The sequence below is a fragment of the Parasaccharibacter sp. TMW2.1890 genome, from assembly GCF_023337645.1.
Classification (GTDB): Bacteria; Pseudomonadota; Alphaproteobacteria; order Acetobacterales; family Acetobacteraceae; genus Bombella; species Bombella apis.
Genome location: NZ_NWUV01000001.1, coordinates 403,328 through 418,009 on the forward strand (window position 1 = coordinate 403,328; position 14,682 = coordinate 418,009).

Sequence of the window (14,682 nt, forward strand, 5' to 3'; positions counted from 1 at the left end):
TCTGGTCTTTTATGGTTGAGCTGTTTAGTGCTGGGGCGACAAGGACCATTCTGCGCTTCACGGTGCAGGCAAGACGGGGATTGATGTCATAATGGCTGAACAGATGCTGCGGTTCGTAAACTGCTCCCAGAAACTCCCGGACAAACGCTCGGCTGCCGAGAGACGGAAGGATTTTGGCGAGATTTACGCCGGGTTCAGCCCTCAGAGGGCGCAGGAGCAGGCGTCACGCTGTTCCCAGTGTGGGATTCCGTACTGCACGGTCCACTGCCCGCTGGGCAATGTCATTCCCGAATGGCTGCGCCTGACGACGGAAGGGCGGCTGAAGGAAGCCTATGAACTTTCCTCCAGCACCAACAGCTTTCCGGAAATCTGTGGCCGCATCTGCCCGCAGGACCGCCTCTGTGAAGGGAATTGCGTCATCCGTCCGGGTTTCAGCAGCGTGACCATCGGGGCCGTGGAGCGGTATGTTACCGAGACGGCCTTTGCGGAAGGCTGGGTCCTGCCCCGTCTGCCCGCCGAGGAAACGGGGCAGAGCGTGGGGATTGTCGGGTCCGGCCCGGCCGGTCTTGCCTGTGCCGAGCGTCTGCGGGCCGCAGGGCATGAGGTGCACGTCTATGAACGGCAGGGAAAACCCGGCGGGCTGCTGATGTACGGGATTCCGGGCTTCAAGCTGGACAAGAGCGTCGTGGAACGTCGCTGGAAGCTGCTGGAGGAACAGGGAATCATCTTCCACCTGGGGCAGTCCGTCGGGCATGGCGATGGTGCTCTGCCTCTGGAGGAACTGCGTCAGCGGCATGATGCCGTGTTTCTGGCCACGGGTGTGTATCGTGCCCGGCAGGTGAAGGGGCCGGGGGCCGGTCTGGCCAACGTGGTGGAGGCCCTTCCTTACCTCAAGGCCTCCCAGACGGAGCATGAGACTGCTGGCCTGACAGCGAAAGGCAAACGTGTCGTGGTGCTGGGGGGCGGTGATACCGCCATGGACTGCGTCCGCACGGCCATCCGGCAGGGGGCGAAGGAAGTGGTCTGCGCCTATCGTCGGGACCGTGACAACATGCCCGGCTCCCGTCAGGAGGTTCTCAATGCGGAGGAAGAGGGAGCCCGCTTTGAGTGGATGCTGACACCGGAGGCCTTCCTTGGCGATGACAGGGTGAAGGCCGTCCGCCTGCGGGAGATGCGCCTCGGGGCAGCTGATGCGGCGGGCCGCCGGGCCGTGGAGCCGACGGAATCGACTCGTGAACTGAAGGCCGATCTGGTCATCTGTGCGCTGGGGTTCGAGCCGGAAGACCTGCCGGACCTCTGGAACCGGCCCGACCTTGCCGTGACACGGTGGGGCACGCTGGAGGTCTCCGGCAGCGGGCATGAAACCAGCCTGCCGGGTGTCTTTGCCGGTGGGGACATCGTCCGGGGGGCGAGCCTCGTCGTCTGGGCCATCCGGGACGGGCGGGACGCCGCCGATTCCATCATGAACCATCTGTCTGCCGGGGCTGCCCGGACCGCAACATCTGTCGGGGAGTGTGCCTGATGACCACCATGAACGAAACCACGACCATGACATCCGCTCCGGAAACGGCACGGGACTTCGTGAAGGCCTATCAGGCCAATGTTGAACGGCTGGAAGGGCTGTATGACCCGGCGCAGGAGCATGATGCCTGTGGTGTGGGGCTTGTGGCGGCGATGGATGGCAGGCCCAGCCGTGCCGTGGTGCAGGCGGGCATCGAGGCCCTGGGCAACATCTGGCACCGTGGTGCCGTCGATGCTGATGGCAAGACGGGGGACGGGGCTGGCATCCACGTGGAAATCCCGCAGAATTTCTTTGAGGATGCCATCCATAATGCGGGTGACCTGCGGATCGAGGGACGCATCTCCGTCGGGATGGTCTTCCTGCCCCGCACGGACCTGGGAGCGCAGGAACGCTGCCGCCAGATCATCGAGACGGAAATCCTGCGGTTCGGCTACGGCATCTATGGCTGGCGTCAGGTGCCGATTGATACGGCCTGCATTGGCGAGAAGGCCAACGAGACCCGCCCCGAGATTGAGCAGATCATGATCCGCAACACGCTGGGGCGTGATGAGGAAACGCTGGAACGGGACCTCTACGTCATCCGTCGTCGGATCGAGCAGGCGGCGACACGGGCACAGGTGGAGCTGTACATCTGCTCCCTGTCCTGCCGTTCCCTCATCTACAAGGGCATGTTTCTGGCGGAAAACCTGACGGATTTTTACCCGGACCTGCTGGATGAACGGTTTGTCTCCCGTTTTGCCATCTATCACCAGCGTTATTCCACCAACACCTTCCCGAAATGGAAGCTCGCCCAGCCTTTCCGCAAGATCGCCCATAACGGGGAGATCAACACGCTCTCCGGCAACGTCAACTGGATGCGGGCGCATGAGACACGGCTGAGCAGCCCGGTGCTGGATGACTACATGGAGGCCCTCAAGCCGGTCGTGCAGGTGGCGGGGTCCGACACGGCCGCTCTGGACAATGTCTTCGAGCTTCTGACCTTCGCTGGACGGACGGCACCATCGGCCAAGGCCCTGCTGATCCCGGCAGCGGCGGGGGCGAATTCTTCCCTGTCCGCCCGGGCCAAGGCATTCTACCGCTACTGCAATGCCGTCATCGAGCCGTGGGACGGTCCGGCAGCCCTGTGCGGGACGGATGGCCGCTGGATCATCGCCGGTCTGGACAGGGCCGGTCTGCGGCCGCTGCGCTACAGCATCACGAAGGACGGGCTGCTGATCGTCGGGTCCGAGACGGGCATGGTGCGTGTGCCGGATGAGGCCATCGCCCTGCGTGGGCGGCTCGGGCCGGGGCAGACCCTTGCGCTGGACCTTGATGAAGCCCGTTTCTACACGCCGGATGACGTGCTGGACATGCTTATCAACCGGCAGGATTATGAAAGCTGGATCAGGGACGGCATCGAGGATGTCGGGCCGCTGATGGCTCGGGTGACGGAACCGGACGGCATTGATGCGGAGACGCTGCGCCGTCGCCAGCTGGCCGTCAACCTGACCTATGAGGACATGGAGGCCACGCTCCAGCCGATGGTGGAGAATGGCAGCGAGGCTCTGGCCTCCATGGGGGATGACACGCCGCTTCAGGTGCTGTCCCGGCATTATCGGGGGCTGTCCCACTATTTCCGGCAGGGATTCAGCCAGGTGACGAATCCGCCGATCGACAGTCTGCGGGAAACACGGGCCATGAGCCTGGTGACGAGGCTGGGCAATCTGGGCAACATCCTTGCCGAGGAAGCGGGCCAGTGCCAGCTTCTCCAGCTTTCCAGCCCCATCCTGACGAATGGCGAATTCAGCCGTCTTCAGGAGATGTGCGGCAGGCAGGGTGAGGTCATCGACTGTACCTTCCCGCTGGCCGAGGGCGAGGACGGGATGCGGGCGGCCCTGACGCAGATATGCCAGAAGGCCGAGGATGCCGTGCGGGGTGGCTGTGCCCATCTCTTTCTGACCGATGAACACGCCACGGAGGACCGTGTGGCGGTTCCCATGGTGCTGGCCGTGGCGGCCGTGCATGTCCATCTCACCAATCACAGCCTGCGGACCTTCACCTCCGTGAATGTCCGGGCCTCCGATGTGCTGGACGTGCACAGCCTCGCCGTGATGGTCGGAGTGGGGGCCTCCACGGTCAATCCGTGGCTGGCCCAGCAGAGCATTGCCGATCGTCTCCAGCGGGGGCTGTTCGGAAAGATGACCCTGCGGCAGGCCATGGAGCAGTACCGCAAGGCCGTGGACAAGGGGCTGCTCAAGATCATGTCCAAGGCGGGGATTTCGGTCGTTTCGGCCTATCGTGGCGGGTACAATTTCGAGGCGATCGGCCTCTCCCGTGCGCTTGTGGCCGAGTTCTTCCCCGGCATGGCGTCCCGCATTTCGGGCATCGGCCTGCCCGGTATCGCCCGGAACGTCATCAAGGCGCACAGGCAGGCATGGCAGCCCGCCAACGTGTCTCCGCTGCCCATCGGGGGGCGGTACAAGATCCGCCCGGGTGGGGAGGCGCACTCCTTTTCGGCCAGTGCGGTCCACATGCTTCAGACGGCGGTGCAGGCCAACAGCTACAGGCTCTTCCGCCGTTATGCGGACGCTCTGGAGGCGCAGGAGCCGGTCGCCCTGCGTGATCTGCTGGATTTCCGTTCCAGCGCACGGTCCATTGACGTGGATGACGTGGAAGGCATCACCCAGATCCGCCGCAGGCTGGTTGCCCCGGGCATCTCCCTCGGTGCGCTGAGTCCGGAAGCGCATGAGACGCTGGCCATCGCCATGAACCGCATCGGGGCGAAGTCCGATTCCGGCGAGGGAGGCGAGGACCCGGCCCGGGCCACACCACGGCCCAACGGGGACAATGCGTCCTCGGCCATCAAGCAGGTGGCGTCCGGCCGCTTCGGCGTGACGGCGGAATATCTCAACAATTGCCGGGAGCTGGAGATCAAGGTTGCACAGGGGGCCAAGCCGGGTGAGGGAGGCCAGCTTCCGGGCTTCAAGGTCACGGAGCTGATCGCCCGTCTCCGTCATGCCACGCCGGGCGTCACGCTGATCTCGCCGCCGCCGCATCATGACATCTATTCCATCGAGGACCTTGCCCAGCTGATCTACGACCTCAAGCAGATCAATCCGGAGGCGACCGTGACGGTGAAGCTCGTGGCCCGGACGGGCATCGGGACCATCGCCGCCGGTGTGGCCAAGGCCAAGGCTGATGCCATCCTGATCTCCGGCCATTCCGGTGGGACGGGGGCCAGTGCCCAGTCTTCCATCTATTATGCCGGCCTGCCGTGGGAAATGGGGCTGAGCGAGACCCATCAGGTGCTGATGCTCAACCGTCTGCGCCACCGGCTGAAGCTGCGCGTTGATGGTGGAATCAAGACCGGGCGTGACGTGGTGATCGCCGCCATGCTGGGGGCCGAGGAGTTCGGCATCGGTACGGCGGCTCTTGTGGCGATGGGCTGCATCATGGTGCGGCAGTGCCATACCAATACCTGCCCTGTCGGTGTCTGCGTGCAGGATGAGGAGCTGCGGAAGAAGTTCGAGGGCACGCCGGAGAAGGTCATCAACCTGTTCACGCTGATCGCCGAGGATGTCCGCAACATTCTGGCCCGTCTGGGATACCGCTCCCTTGAGGAGATCATCGGCCGGACGGACCTGCTCCATCAGGTCTATCGTGGCTCGGATTATCTGGATGATCTGGACCTCAACGCCCTGCTGGTGCAGGCGGATACGGGCGGCTTTGCCCGTCACTGCACGCTGGAGGGCCGCAATGAGGTCCCGGACACGCTGGATGCACAGATCATCGCCGATGCGCAGCCGCTGTTCGAGCGGCGGGAGAAGCTGCATCTGCACTATATCGTCCGCAACACGCATCGTGCGGTGGGGACGAGGCTGTCATCCCTCATCACCCGTCGCTTCGGCATGGCCAGCCTGCCGGAAGGGCATCTGACGCTCTCCCTGCGTGGGTCTGCCGGTCAGTCCCTTGGGGCCTTCGCCGTACAGGGGCTGCGCATCGAGGTGGAAGGTGATGCCAACGATTATGTCGGCAAGGGCCTCTCCGGGGCCACTCTGGTGCTGCGGCCCAGCAGTGCGACACCCTGCGCCACGGAGAAGAATTCCATCATCGGCAACACGGTGCTTTATGGTGCGACGGCGGGAGCACTCTTTGCCGCCGGGCAGGCCGGGGAACGGTTCGCCGTGCGGAACTCCGGTGCCGTGGCCGTGGTGGAAGGCTGTGGCTCCAATGGCTGCGAATACATGACAGGCGGTACGGTCGTTGTTCTGGGCAAGGCCGGGGACAATTTCGGGGCAGGCTTCACGGGTGGTACGGCCTATGTGCTGGACCGTGATGGCGATTTCCCGAAACGGGTGAATCACGACACGGTCATGTGCCAGCCCGTGACGGCCAGACGGTGGAAAGATGAGCTGCGGGGCCTCGTGGAGCGGCACGAGCGTGAGACGGGCAGTGCCTATGCGGCGGATCTTCTTCACCACTGGGAGGAGGTTCTGCCGAAATTCTGGCATGTCGTGCCGAAGGATTATGCCAGCATCATCGGGTATGAGGAGGCCGATCTCAGAAGCCTGTCAGCCTGACAGGGGCCACCCGGGCAGGGCTGCGGGGCTGGAGGATGGACCGTGACAGAAAAGAGAGTTTTCACAGCCCCCTCGCTTGGCTAGTCTGCAGGGATGATGACATCATTTCTCAAGACACGCTCCTTTGCCCGTCTGCCGGAAGGCAGGCAGGTTTCCGCCCCGGAAGGTGAGGCGGCTGCGCCCGTGGCTGCCCCCCGCTGGGACCTTTCCGACCTCTATGCCTCCCCGGAGGACCCGGCCATTGAATCGGATTTCGTCCGGCTGGACCATGAGGCCCGGACATTTGAAAGCCGCTGGAAGGGTACGCTGGGTAAGGTCTCTCCGGCCGATCTGGCCCATGCCCTCCAGGGTTATGAGGTGATCGAGGAAGGGCTGGGGAAGATCGGTTCCTATTCCCAGCTTCTCTTTGCAGCCCACACGACCGACCCTGCCTGTGGCCGTTTCGCCCAGAGCGTGCGGGAGCGTCTGACCGCTATTTCAGCTTTCCTGCTGTTCTTCCCGCTGGAGCTGAACCGGCTGGATGATGCAGCCCTTGAGAAAGGCTTCAGCGAGAATGCGGAGCTGGCCTCATGGAAGCCTTATCTGCGGGACCTGCGGGTCTTCCGCCCCTATCAGCTTTCCGATGAGGTTGAGCGTGTTCTGATGGACATGGCCGTCTCTGGCCGGAATGCGTGGGTGCGGCTGTTTGACGAGACCATGGCCGGGCTGATGGTCTCCTTCGAGGGGAAAGAGCAGCCGCTGGGCGACGTGTTCAATTACATGACGGACAGCGACCGGAAAAAGCGGGAAGGGGCGGCTAGGGCCATCAGTGCCACGCTGGCAGCCAACAACAAGCTGCTGGTGGGCATCACCAACACGCTGGCCAAGGACAAGGCCACGATTGATACCATGCGGGGTTACCCCCGGCCTGTCAGCAGTCGCAACCGGGCGAACATGGTGGAAGACGAGGTGGTGGATGCGCTGGTGGATGCCGTGCAGTCGTCCTTCTCCCGTCTCTCCCACCGTTATTACGGCATGAAGGCCCGCTGGCTGGGGCTGGACAAGCTGGAACACTGGGACCGCAATGCCCCGCTGCCCGATGTGCAGGACAGGCGGCTGAGCTGGGATGAGGGCAAGGCGATCGTCCAGCGTGCCTATCAGGATTTTGATGAGGAGATGGGCCGCCATGCCAGCACGTTCCTCAACAGCCCGTGGATCGATGCGGCAGCCGTACCGGGCAAGTCTTCCGGGGCGTTTGCCCATCCGGTCGTGCCCTCCGTGCATCCTTACCTGCTGATGAACTATCATGGCCGTCCTCGTGACGTCATGACGCTGGCCCATGAGATGGGGCACGGCATCCATCAGATGCTGGCCGGGAAGAAGCAGGGCTATCTCCGTTCCGACACGCCGCTGACGCTGGCCGAGACGGCCTCTGTCTTCGGGGAGATGCTGACCTTCCAGTCCCTGCTGGATGCGGAGAGTGATCCGAAACGCCGTCATCATCTGCTGGCCTCCAAGGTGGAGGACATGCTGAACACGGTCGTGCGGCAGATCGCCTTCTACCAGTTCGAGGTGCAGGTGCATGATGAACGCCGCAGGGGCGAAATCCCTGCCGAGCGTCTTGGTGAAATCTGGCGGGACGTGCAGACACGCAGCCTTGGCCCGGCCTTCAGCTTCACCCCGGATTATGACCTCTACTGGTCATACATTCCGCATTTCATCCACTCGCCTTTCTACGTGTACGCCTATGCCTTTGGCGACTGTCTGGTGAATGCGCTTTATGGCGTGTATCAGGACAGCCCGGCAGGCTTTGCGGAAAAATACAAGGAGATGCTTGCCGCCGGTGGCACGTTGCGCCATCAGGAGCTGCTCGCACCGTTCGGGCTGAATGCCGGTGATCCGTCCTTCTGGAACCGTGGTCTGGATGTCATTTCCGGGCTGATCGACCAGCTTGAGGCTGAACCGGCTGCATGAGGATGAAAGCCGGCCTGCACGCCATGCAGGCTGGCACACTGCCTGACAGGGCAACAGGTAAGGGTTGAGATCATGGCACGTGAACGTGACATCGACAGGACGGGCTTTGTCGATAACATGCAGCGCATGTTCCGGGCCTCCAGCATGGTGGGGGGTGTTGCGGCCCGCATGGCCGGGCACAAGCTGGGCCTGCGGAGCAACACGACCAGCCATGCGGAGGAGCTGCGGGCCGTTCTGGGCAACCTGAAAGGTCCGATGATGAAGGCTGCCCAGCTTCTCTCGACCATTCCCGGTGCCCTGCCTGATGACTATGCCGAGGAGCTGGCCCATCTCCAGGCCAATGCGCCGCCAATGGGATGGAACTTCGTCCAGCGGCGGATGAGGGCCGAGCTGGGGGCGGGGTGGGAATCCCGCTTCCGGTCTTTCAGCCATGAGGCCGTGGCGGCGGCGTCACTGGGGCAGGTGCATCGTGCGGCTCTGGCCGACGGGCGGGAGGTGGCCTGCAAGCTGCAATATCCCGGCATGGCGGGAGCCATGGAGCAGGACCTCCGGCAGCTGAAGCGGGGTCTGGGCGTGTTCAGCCTCGTGGGCAATGCCATCCGGCAGGATGAGGTCTATGCCGAACTGGCCGAACGGATGCGGGAAGAGCTGGACTACACACGGGAGGCCAGCCACCTGCGGCTCTACAGGCTCATGCTGGCGGACGTGCCGGAAGTTACCGTGCCTGCTCCCGTACCCGGGCTGGTCACGGAACGGCTGCTGACGATGGACTGGGTGGGGGGCCGCTCCATGAAGTCCGTGCTGGAGGAACAGCTCCCGCAGGAAGAGCGCAACGCCATTGCAATTGCGCTGTTCAAGGCTTGGTACAGGCCCGTCTATCATTATGGTGTCGTGCATGGTGACCCGCATATGGGCAATTTCACCGTGCGGCAGGATGGTGGGCTGAACCTGCTGGATTTCGGTTCCGTACGCATTTTCTCGCCCCGGTTTGTCGGTGGTGTCCTGTCTCTCTTCGATGCCCTGCGGGATGGCGATGAGGAACGGGCCTACGAGGCCTATCATGACTGGGGCTTCAGGGACATTTCACGGGAGCGGGCTGCCGTGCTCAATGAGTGGGCACGCTTCTTCTATCGTCCTCTCATGACGGATGAAATCTGCAATGTGGAAGAGAGCAACAACCCGCAGGAGGCCCGCCGGGTGCTGGAGCATGTCTATGACGGGCTGAAGCGCACGGGCGGCATCACTCTGCCACGGGAATTCGTCATGCTGGACCGCTCAGCCATCGGGCTGGGCAGTGCCTTCCTGCGGCTGGGAGCACGGGTGAACTGGCACCGGCTCTTCATGGAGCTGACGCAGGATTTCAATGTGGATGTTCTGGCGGCCCGGCAGAAGGATGCCCTGCGGAAGGCGCAGGTCCAGCCCGCCAGATGAAGGCAAGGCCGGACGGGTGAGCATACCGGTCCGGCCTTGCCTGTCAGGATGGGCAGGGAACTGTCAGCGGAAGAATTTGCTCAGCAGGTTGCCGCCGATTTCCTGGATCACGTCCTGCTGGAGGGCCTTGCCGAAGCTGGCGAAGCCGCTGCTCTGCTCACCGGAGCTTTCGCCCCCGTTTTTCTCGCCGAGATGGCTCACCAGACCGGCCAGCTGGCCGACGAGGTCTCCGGCATGGCCCTGGCCATTCTGGAAGATGGAGGAAATCTGCTGGAGGCTCGCAGCCCATTCCCCGGCCTGTGTGTCGCCATTCTGCGAGGCGTCCTGCATCTGGCCGATCAGCCGGTCAATCAGCTGGAAGGCCTGCTGCGCCGTGTTGCGGAACTGCGTGTAGCTCTGCTCGATCTGTTCGATATCCATAAGGTTCTGACCTTTTTGTGGAAGTGGAGCCTCATTGGGCAGTGAAGAGGCGGTGTGATGGTAAACGACCCTGTAAAAACTGCCAGTCTTTTTATGAGGAATGAACAGCCGGAAACGGGTGGCTCCATTTATTCCGTCAGAGGCATCTTGTGGTGGCAGGAACATGCTCCCATCTAGGGGCCATGGCAGTTTCTTCGTCGTCCCGCAGAAAGAAAAAACCGGTCGCGCCCCGTCAGACGGATTTTTTCCCTGAAAAACAGCCCGCCAAACCGAAGACCAACCGGTTTGTCGTCAAATCGGATTACGAACCCTCCGGGGACCAGCCGCAGGCGATTGCCGCCCTGCTGGACGGGTTGCAGGCCGGGGAGCGGGATCAGGTGCTGATGGGCGTGACGGGGTCGGGCAAGACCTTCACCATGGCCAAGGTGATCGAGGCGGCGCAGCGGCCCACGCTCATCATGGCTCCCAACAAGACACTGGCGGCCCAGCTCTATAGTGAGATGAAACAGTTCTTCCCCGACAATGCGGTGGAATATTTCGTTTCCTACTATGATTACTATCAGCCGGAAGCCTATGTGCCCCGCTCGGATACCTTCATCGAGAAGGACAGCCAGCGCAATGAGCGCATCGACCGGATGCGCCATGCTGCCACGCAGGCCCTGCTGGAAAGGAACGATGTCATCATCGTGGCCTCCGTGTCCTGCATTTATGGTATCGGCTCGCCCGAATCCTATGCCCGCATGAAAATCCGCCTCGTGCCGGGGGAGATCATCGATCGGGACGACCTGATCCGCCATCTGGTGGAGCTGCAATACCAGCGGAATGATCTGGCCTTCGAGCGTGGGTCATTCCGGGTGCGGGGGGAGCAGGTGGACATTTTCCCCATCCAGAACGAGGACAGGGCGTGGCGTGTCATGCTCTTCGGGGATGAGGTGGAAAGCATCACCGAATTCGACCCGCTGACGGGGGAGAAGACGGCTGATCTGGAAGAGGTCAGCCTCTATGCCAGCTCCCATTATGTGACGCCCCGCCCAACGCTCAATCAGGCGATGGTCAGCATCAAGGATGAACTGCAGGACCGCATCCAGTATTTCAGGGACAAGGGAAAGCCGCTGGAGGAAGAACGCATCCTTCAACGGACCAATTTTGATCTGGAAATGCTGGAAACGACAGGCGTCTGCAAGGGAATTGAGAACTATTCCCGCTATCTTTCAGGTCGCCGTCCCGGTGATCCGCCGCCAACCCTCTTTGAATATCTGCCGGAAGATGCCCTGCTGATCGTGGATGAAAGCCATGTCGGTGTGCCCCAGATTGGCGGGATGGAACGGGGGGACCGTGCCCGCAAGGAAACGCTGGCAGATTTCGGGTTCCGTCTTCCCTCCTGTCTGGATAACCGGCCCCTGTCTTTTTCGGAGTGGGATGCCTTCCGGCCGCAGAGCATCTTCGTGTCCGCCACGCCGGGGCCGTGGGAGATGGAACAGACGGAAGGCGTGTTTGCCGAGCAGATCATCCGTCCGACCGGCCTGACAGACCCCATCACCATCATCCGACCCGTGGAAGGGCAGGTGGACGACCTGCTGCATGAGGCCAGGGCAACCATTGCCGAGAATGGCCGTGTCCTCGTCACGACCCTGACCAAGCGCATGGCTGAGGACCTGACGGAATATCTTTCCGAACATGGCGTGAAGGTGCGGTATCTCCATTCCGACATTGATACGCTGGAGCGCATGGAGATCATCCGGGACCTGCGGCTGGGGGCCTTTGATGTTCTTGTGGGCATCAACCTGCTGCGGGAAGGGCTGGATATTCCCGAATGTGCCCTTGTGGCGATTCTCGATGCGGACAAGGAAGGCTTCCTGCGGTCCCGCACCTCTCTTGTGCAGACGATTGGCCGTGCGGCCCGTAACGTGAATGGCCGTGTCCTGCTCTATGCGGACAAGGAGACGGACAGCCTGCGTTACGCCATCGAGGAAACGGCCCGCCGCCGGGAAAAGCAGATGGCCTGGAACGAGGCGCACGGCATCACGCCGCAGACGGTCCGCAGCCGCATCAGCGACACGCTCTTTCAGGAAGAGCTGGCGGGCAAGGAAGCTCCGCCGGAGTCTGATCCACAGCTCACCATTGACGATCTGCGCAAGAAAATGCGTGAAGCAGCAGCTGAGCTGGACTTTGAACAGGCCGCCGCCCTGCGGGACGAGATTCACCGGCGGGAGGCCAGTGACATTGGCCTCATTGCTCCGGCCCCGGCAGCTTCGCAGGCCAGACAACGCAAGACGACCAGACGGAAAAAGAAGGACTGACCATGCTGGAACTCAAGAGAGACGGGCAGAGCCTGACCATCCTGCCGGAGACGGGGGCTGCCCTTGGCCAGTGGCAGGTGCAGGGGCATGAGATGCTCCGTCCGGTCGCCAATCCGGCCCTGCGGAACCAGAAGGGCGTGGCCGTGGGGGCCTATCCTCTGCTGCCCTATGTCAACAGGATTGCAGACGGCCATTTTGCCTTCGGGGGAGAGGAGCACAGGCTTGTCCCCAACATGGAGGGCTGCCCGCATCCCATCCATGGCAATGGCTGGGAGCATGAATGGCAGGTGGCGCACAGAACGGACAGTCACGCCATCCTGACTTTCGATCACACGCCTTCTGATGATGAAGCCGGTCGGGGGGAATGGCCCTATGCCTATCGGGCCGTCATGTCCTACGAGCTGCGGGCGGACGGGCTGCATGTCTCCATCGTGATCCGGAACAGCGATACGGTCGATCAGCCGGTCGGTCTGGGGTTCCATCCTTTCTTCCATTCGGAGGCTAAATCCCGCCTGAAATTCGCAGCGGACTCGGTCTGGCTGACGGACGGTCACGGCCTGCCGACCGAAAAAAAATCCTGCGAAGGTGAGTGGGATTTTTCGACAGGGCAGGCCCTTGAGGAGCTGAAGCTGGATAACGGGTTTGCCGGGTTTGCCGGTCAGGCCCGGCTGGAGCAGCCCGGGGGTCTGCCAGACCTGACGGTGGAAGCGGACCGGATTTTCTCGCATCTGGTGGTCTTCTCCCAGCCGGAGGAGGGCTATGTGGCCATCGAGCCGGTCACGAGCATGACGGATGCCCTCAACAGGCCGGAGATCGCCGGGCGTGGTGTGCATGTGCTGGCACCGGGGCAGAGCCTTGGTGGCATGATCCGCTTCCGTGCTGATGTCTCACGTCGTCCGGCGGAAGGCTGACGCCGCATGGCCGCCGAGAAGATTGCCCTGCACCGTTATCTTTCCCCACAGGGTGCGGCCCGGATGCGGGCGGAGCTGAAAGAGCTGACCCAGAAGGAGCGGCCGCAGGTCGTGGAGGTCGTCTCATGGGCGGCGAGTAATGGCGACCGTTCGGAGAATGCGGACTACCAGTATGGCAAACGCCGCCTGCGGGAGATCGACCGGCGCATCCGGTTCCTGACGAAACGGCTGGATCAGGCCGTGATTGTGGACCCGGCAGCCCAGACCAACCGGAACCGTGTCTTCTTCGGCGCCACCGTCTGCTATGCGGATGAGGAGGACCGTCATTATACCGTGACGATTCTTGGCGTGGATGAGTCCCGGCTGGAGCATGGGGAGGTCAGCCTGCAGGCTCCGGTGGCCCGTGCTCTCATGAAAGCGGCCGTGCATGACGAGGTCACCATGCAGACACCATCCGGCCCTGTCCTTGTGGAAGTGCTGTCCATCGCTTATCCAGACCCGGCCTGATATGGTGGGGGCCTGAAAGAAACCGTTCGGTCCTGAACTGCTTTTGCGGAGTTATTCTTATGGTCCAGTCCTCTTCCTCCCGGCGGCGTGTTGCCGTGCAGATGGACCCGCTGGAAGACATCAACATCGATGGTGATTCCACCTTTGCCCTGATGCTGGAAGCCCAGCGTCGTGGGCACGAGCTGCATGTCTATCACCCCACCACCCTGTCCCTGCTGGAAGGAAAGGGCACGGCAGGCCGTCTTCAGGCCCGGAGCCGCAGGGTGACCGTACAGCGGAAGAAAGGCGATCATGCTGCCTTTGGCCCGGAGGAGGTTCTGGACATCGGCTCATGTGATGTCGTGCTCATGCGGCAGGACCCGCCTTTCGACATGGGCTACATCACGGCCACCCACATGCTGGAGCATGTTCATGGCACGGGCGAGGGGCAGGCCCTCGTGGTGAATGATCCGGTATCCGTACGCAATGCACCGGAGAAGCTGCTGGTCACGCATTTCCCTCAGCTCATGCCGCCAACGCTGGTGACGTGGGACCGGGAGGCGATTGCCGCTTTCCGGCAGAAGCACAGGGACATCATCCTGAAGCCGCTTTATGGCAATGGTGGAGCGGGCATCTTCCGGGTGAAGGAGGATGACGAGAATTTCTCCTCCCTGCTGGAGATGCACTTCTCCCGCTCCCGTGAACCGCTGATGGTGCAGCGTTATGAGCCTGCCGTGCGGCTGGGGGACAAGCGCATCATCCTTGTGGATGGCGAGCCGATCGGGGCAATCAACCGTGTTCCTGCGCAGGGTGATGCCCGGTCCAACATGCATGTCGGCGGCCGTGCCGAGCGTGTGGAACTGACGGACCGTGACAGGGAAATCTGCCGGACCATCGGCCCGTACCTGAAGGAACATGGCCTCATTTTCACGGGGATTGACGTGATCGGGAACTGGCTGACGGAGATCAACGTCACCTCCCCGACGGGCCTACAGGAACTGGACCGTTTTGATGGCATCAACAGTGCCGGGATGATCTGGGACTGCATCGAGGCCCGTCTTTCCTGAAAGGAAACATGGAAGCGGCCTGGCCCTATGGTC

General features: G+C 62.5%; 9 protein-coding genes. 8 read left to right on the forward strand and 1 reads right to left on the reverse strand.

The genetic code is table 11. The features are described from left to right. Positions 1-91: 91 nt before the first annotated feature. The 4 genes from CPA54_RS01805 (at position 92) to CPA54_RS01820 (ending at position 9,465) form a co-directional block, all read left to right on the forward strand. Positions 92-1,522 carry an NAD(P)-dependent oxidoreductase gene (locus CPA54_RS01805; RefSeq protein WP_249085431.1) on the forward strand — a complete coding sequence of 477 codons (1,431 nt, stop codon included), beginning with the start codon at positions 92-94 and terminating at the stop codon, positions 1,520-1,522. After that, positions 1,522-6,081, forward strand: a complete 4,560-nt coding sequence (gene gltB / locus CPA54_RS01810) for a glutamate synthase large subunit (RefSeq protein WP_408902133.1) — start codon at positions 1,522-1,524, stop codon at positions 6,079-6,081. The genes CPA54_RS01805 and gltB overlap by 1 nt, the downstream gene beginning before the upstream one ends. Before the next feature lie 93 nt (positions 6,082-6,174). Further along, positions 6,175-8,034: a M3 family oligoendopeptidase gene (locus tag CPA54_RS01815; protein ID WP_081563026.1), complete on the forward strand. Its 1,860-nt coding sequence runs from the start codon at positions 6,175-6,177 to the stop codon at positions 8,032-8,034. A 72-nt stretch (positions 8,035-8,106) separates the two neighbouring features. Further along, positions 8,107-9,465, forward strand: coding sequence for an AarF/ABC1/UbiB kinase family protein (locus CPA54_RS01820; protein ID WP_043560600.1), 1,359 nt, complete (start codon positions 8,107-8,109; stop codon positions 9,463-9,465). 63 nt (positions 9,466-9,528) lie between these two features. Here the strand turns inward: CPA54_RS01820 and CPA54_RS01825 are convergent, their stop codons facing one another. Further along, positions 9,529-9,885, reverse strand: coding sequence for a hypothetical protein (locus CPA54_RS01825; RefSeq protein WP_086431097.1), 357 nt, complete (start codon positions 9,883-9,885; stop codon positions 9,529-9,531). A 182-nt stretch (positions 9,886-10,067) separates the two neighbouring features. Here CPA54_RS01825 and uvrB point away from each other — a divergent pair, with 182 nt between their 5' ends. The 4 genes from uvrB to gshB are packed head-to-tail and all read left to right on the forward strand — an operon-like array spanning position 10,068 to position 14,649. Continuing rightward, entirely contained in the window at positions 10,068-12,185 is a 2,118-nt protein-coding gene (gene uvrB / locus CPA54_RS01830) for an excinuclease ABC subunit UvrB (protein ID WP_249085432.1), read from the forward strand. Between the two features lie 2 nt (positions 12,186-12,187). Continuing rightward, entirely contained in the window at positions 12,188-13,096 is a 909-nt protein-coding gene (locus CPA54_RS01835) for an aldose 1-epimerase (RefSeq protein WP_081563029.1), read from the forward strand. Between the two features lie 6 nt (positions 13,097-13,102). After that, positions 13,103-13,603: a transcription elongation factor GreB gene (gene greB / locus CPA54_RS01840; RefSeq protein ID WP_043560592.1), complete on the forward strand. Its 501-nt coding sequence runs from the start codon at positions 13,103-13,105 to the stop codon at positions 13,601-13,603. 59 nt (positions 13,604-13,662) lie between these two features. After that, the gene (gene gshB, locus CPA54_RS01845) at positions 13,663-14,649 is read left to right on the forward strand and encodes a glutathione synthase (RefSeq protein WP_081563030.1); all 987 of its coding nucleotides are present in this window, start codon (positions 13,663-13,665) and stop codon (positions 14,647-14,649) included. Positions 14,650-14,682: the final 33 nt, after the last annotated feature.

Excerpts from the sequence above, each read along its gene's own strand:
- CPA54_RS01820 (WP_043560600.1), top strand. The coding sequence starts at position 8,107 with ATGGCACGTGAACGTGACATCGACAGGACGGGCTTTGTCGATAACATG.
- CPA54_RS01805 (WP_249085431.1), top strand. The coding sequence starts at position 92 with ATGGCTGAACAGATGCTGCGGTTCGTAAACTGCTCCCAGAAACTCCCG.
- CPA54_RS01825 (WP_086431097.1), bottom strand. The coding sequence starts at position 9,885 with ATGGATATCGAACAGATCGAGCAGAGCTACACGCAGTTCCGCAACACG.
- CPA54_RS01815 (WP_081563026.1), top strand. The coding sequence starts at position 6,175 with ATGATGACATCATTTCTCAAGACACGCTCCTTTGCCCGTCTGCCGGAA.
- greB (WP_043560592.1), top strand. The coding sequence starts at position 13,103 with ATGGCCGCCGAGAAGATTGCCCTGCACCGTTATCTTTCCCCACAGGGT.
- gshB (WP_081563030.1), top strand. The coding sequence starts at position 13,663 with ATGGTCCAGTCCTCTTCCTCCCGGCGGCGTGTTGCCGTGCAGATGGAC.
- CPA54_RS01835 (WP_081563029.1), top strand. The coding sequence starts at position 12,188 with ATGCTGGAACTCAAGAGAGACGGGCAGAGCCTGACCATCCTGCCGGAG.
- gltB (WP_408902133.1), top strand. The coding sequence starts at position 1,522 with ATGACCACCATGAACGAAACCACGACCATGACATCCGCTCCGGAAACG.
- uvrB (WP_249085432.1), top strand. The coding sequence starts at position 10,068 with ATGGCAGTTTCTTCGTCGTCCCGCAGAAAGAAAAAACCGGTCGCGCCC.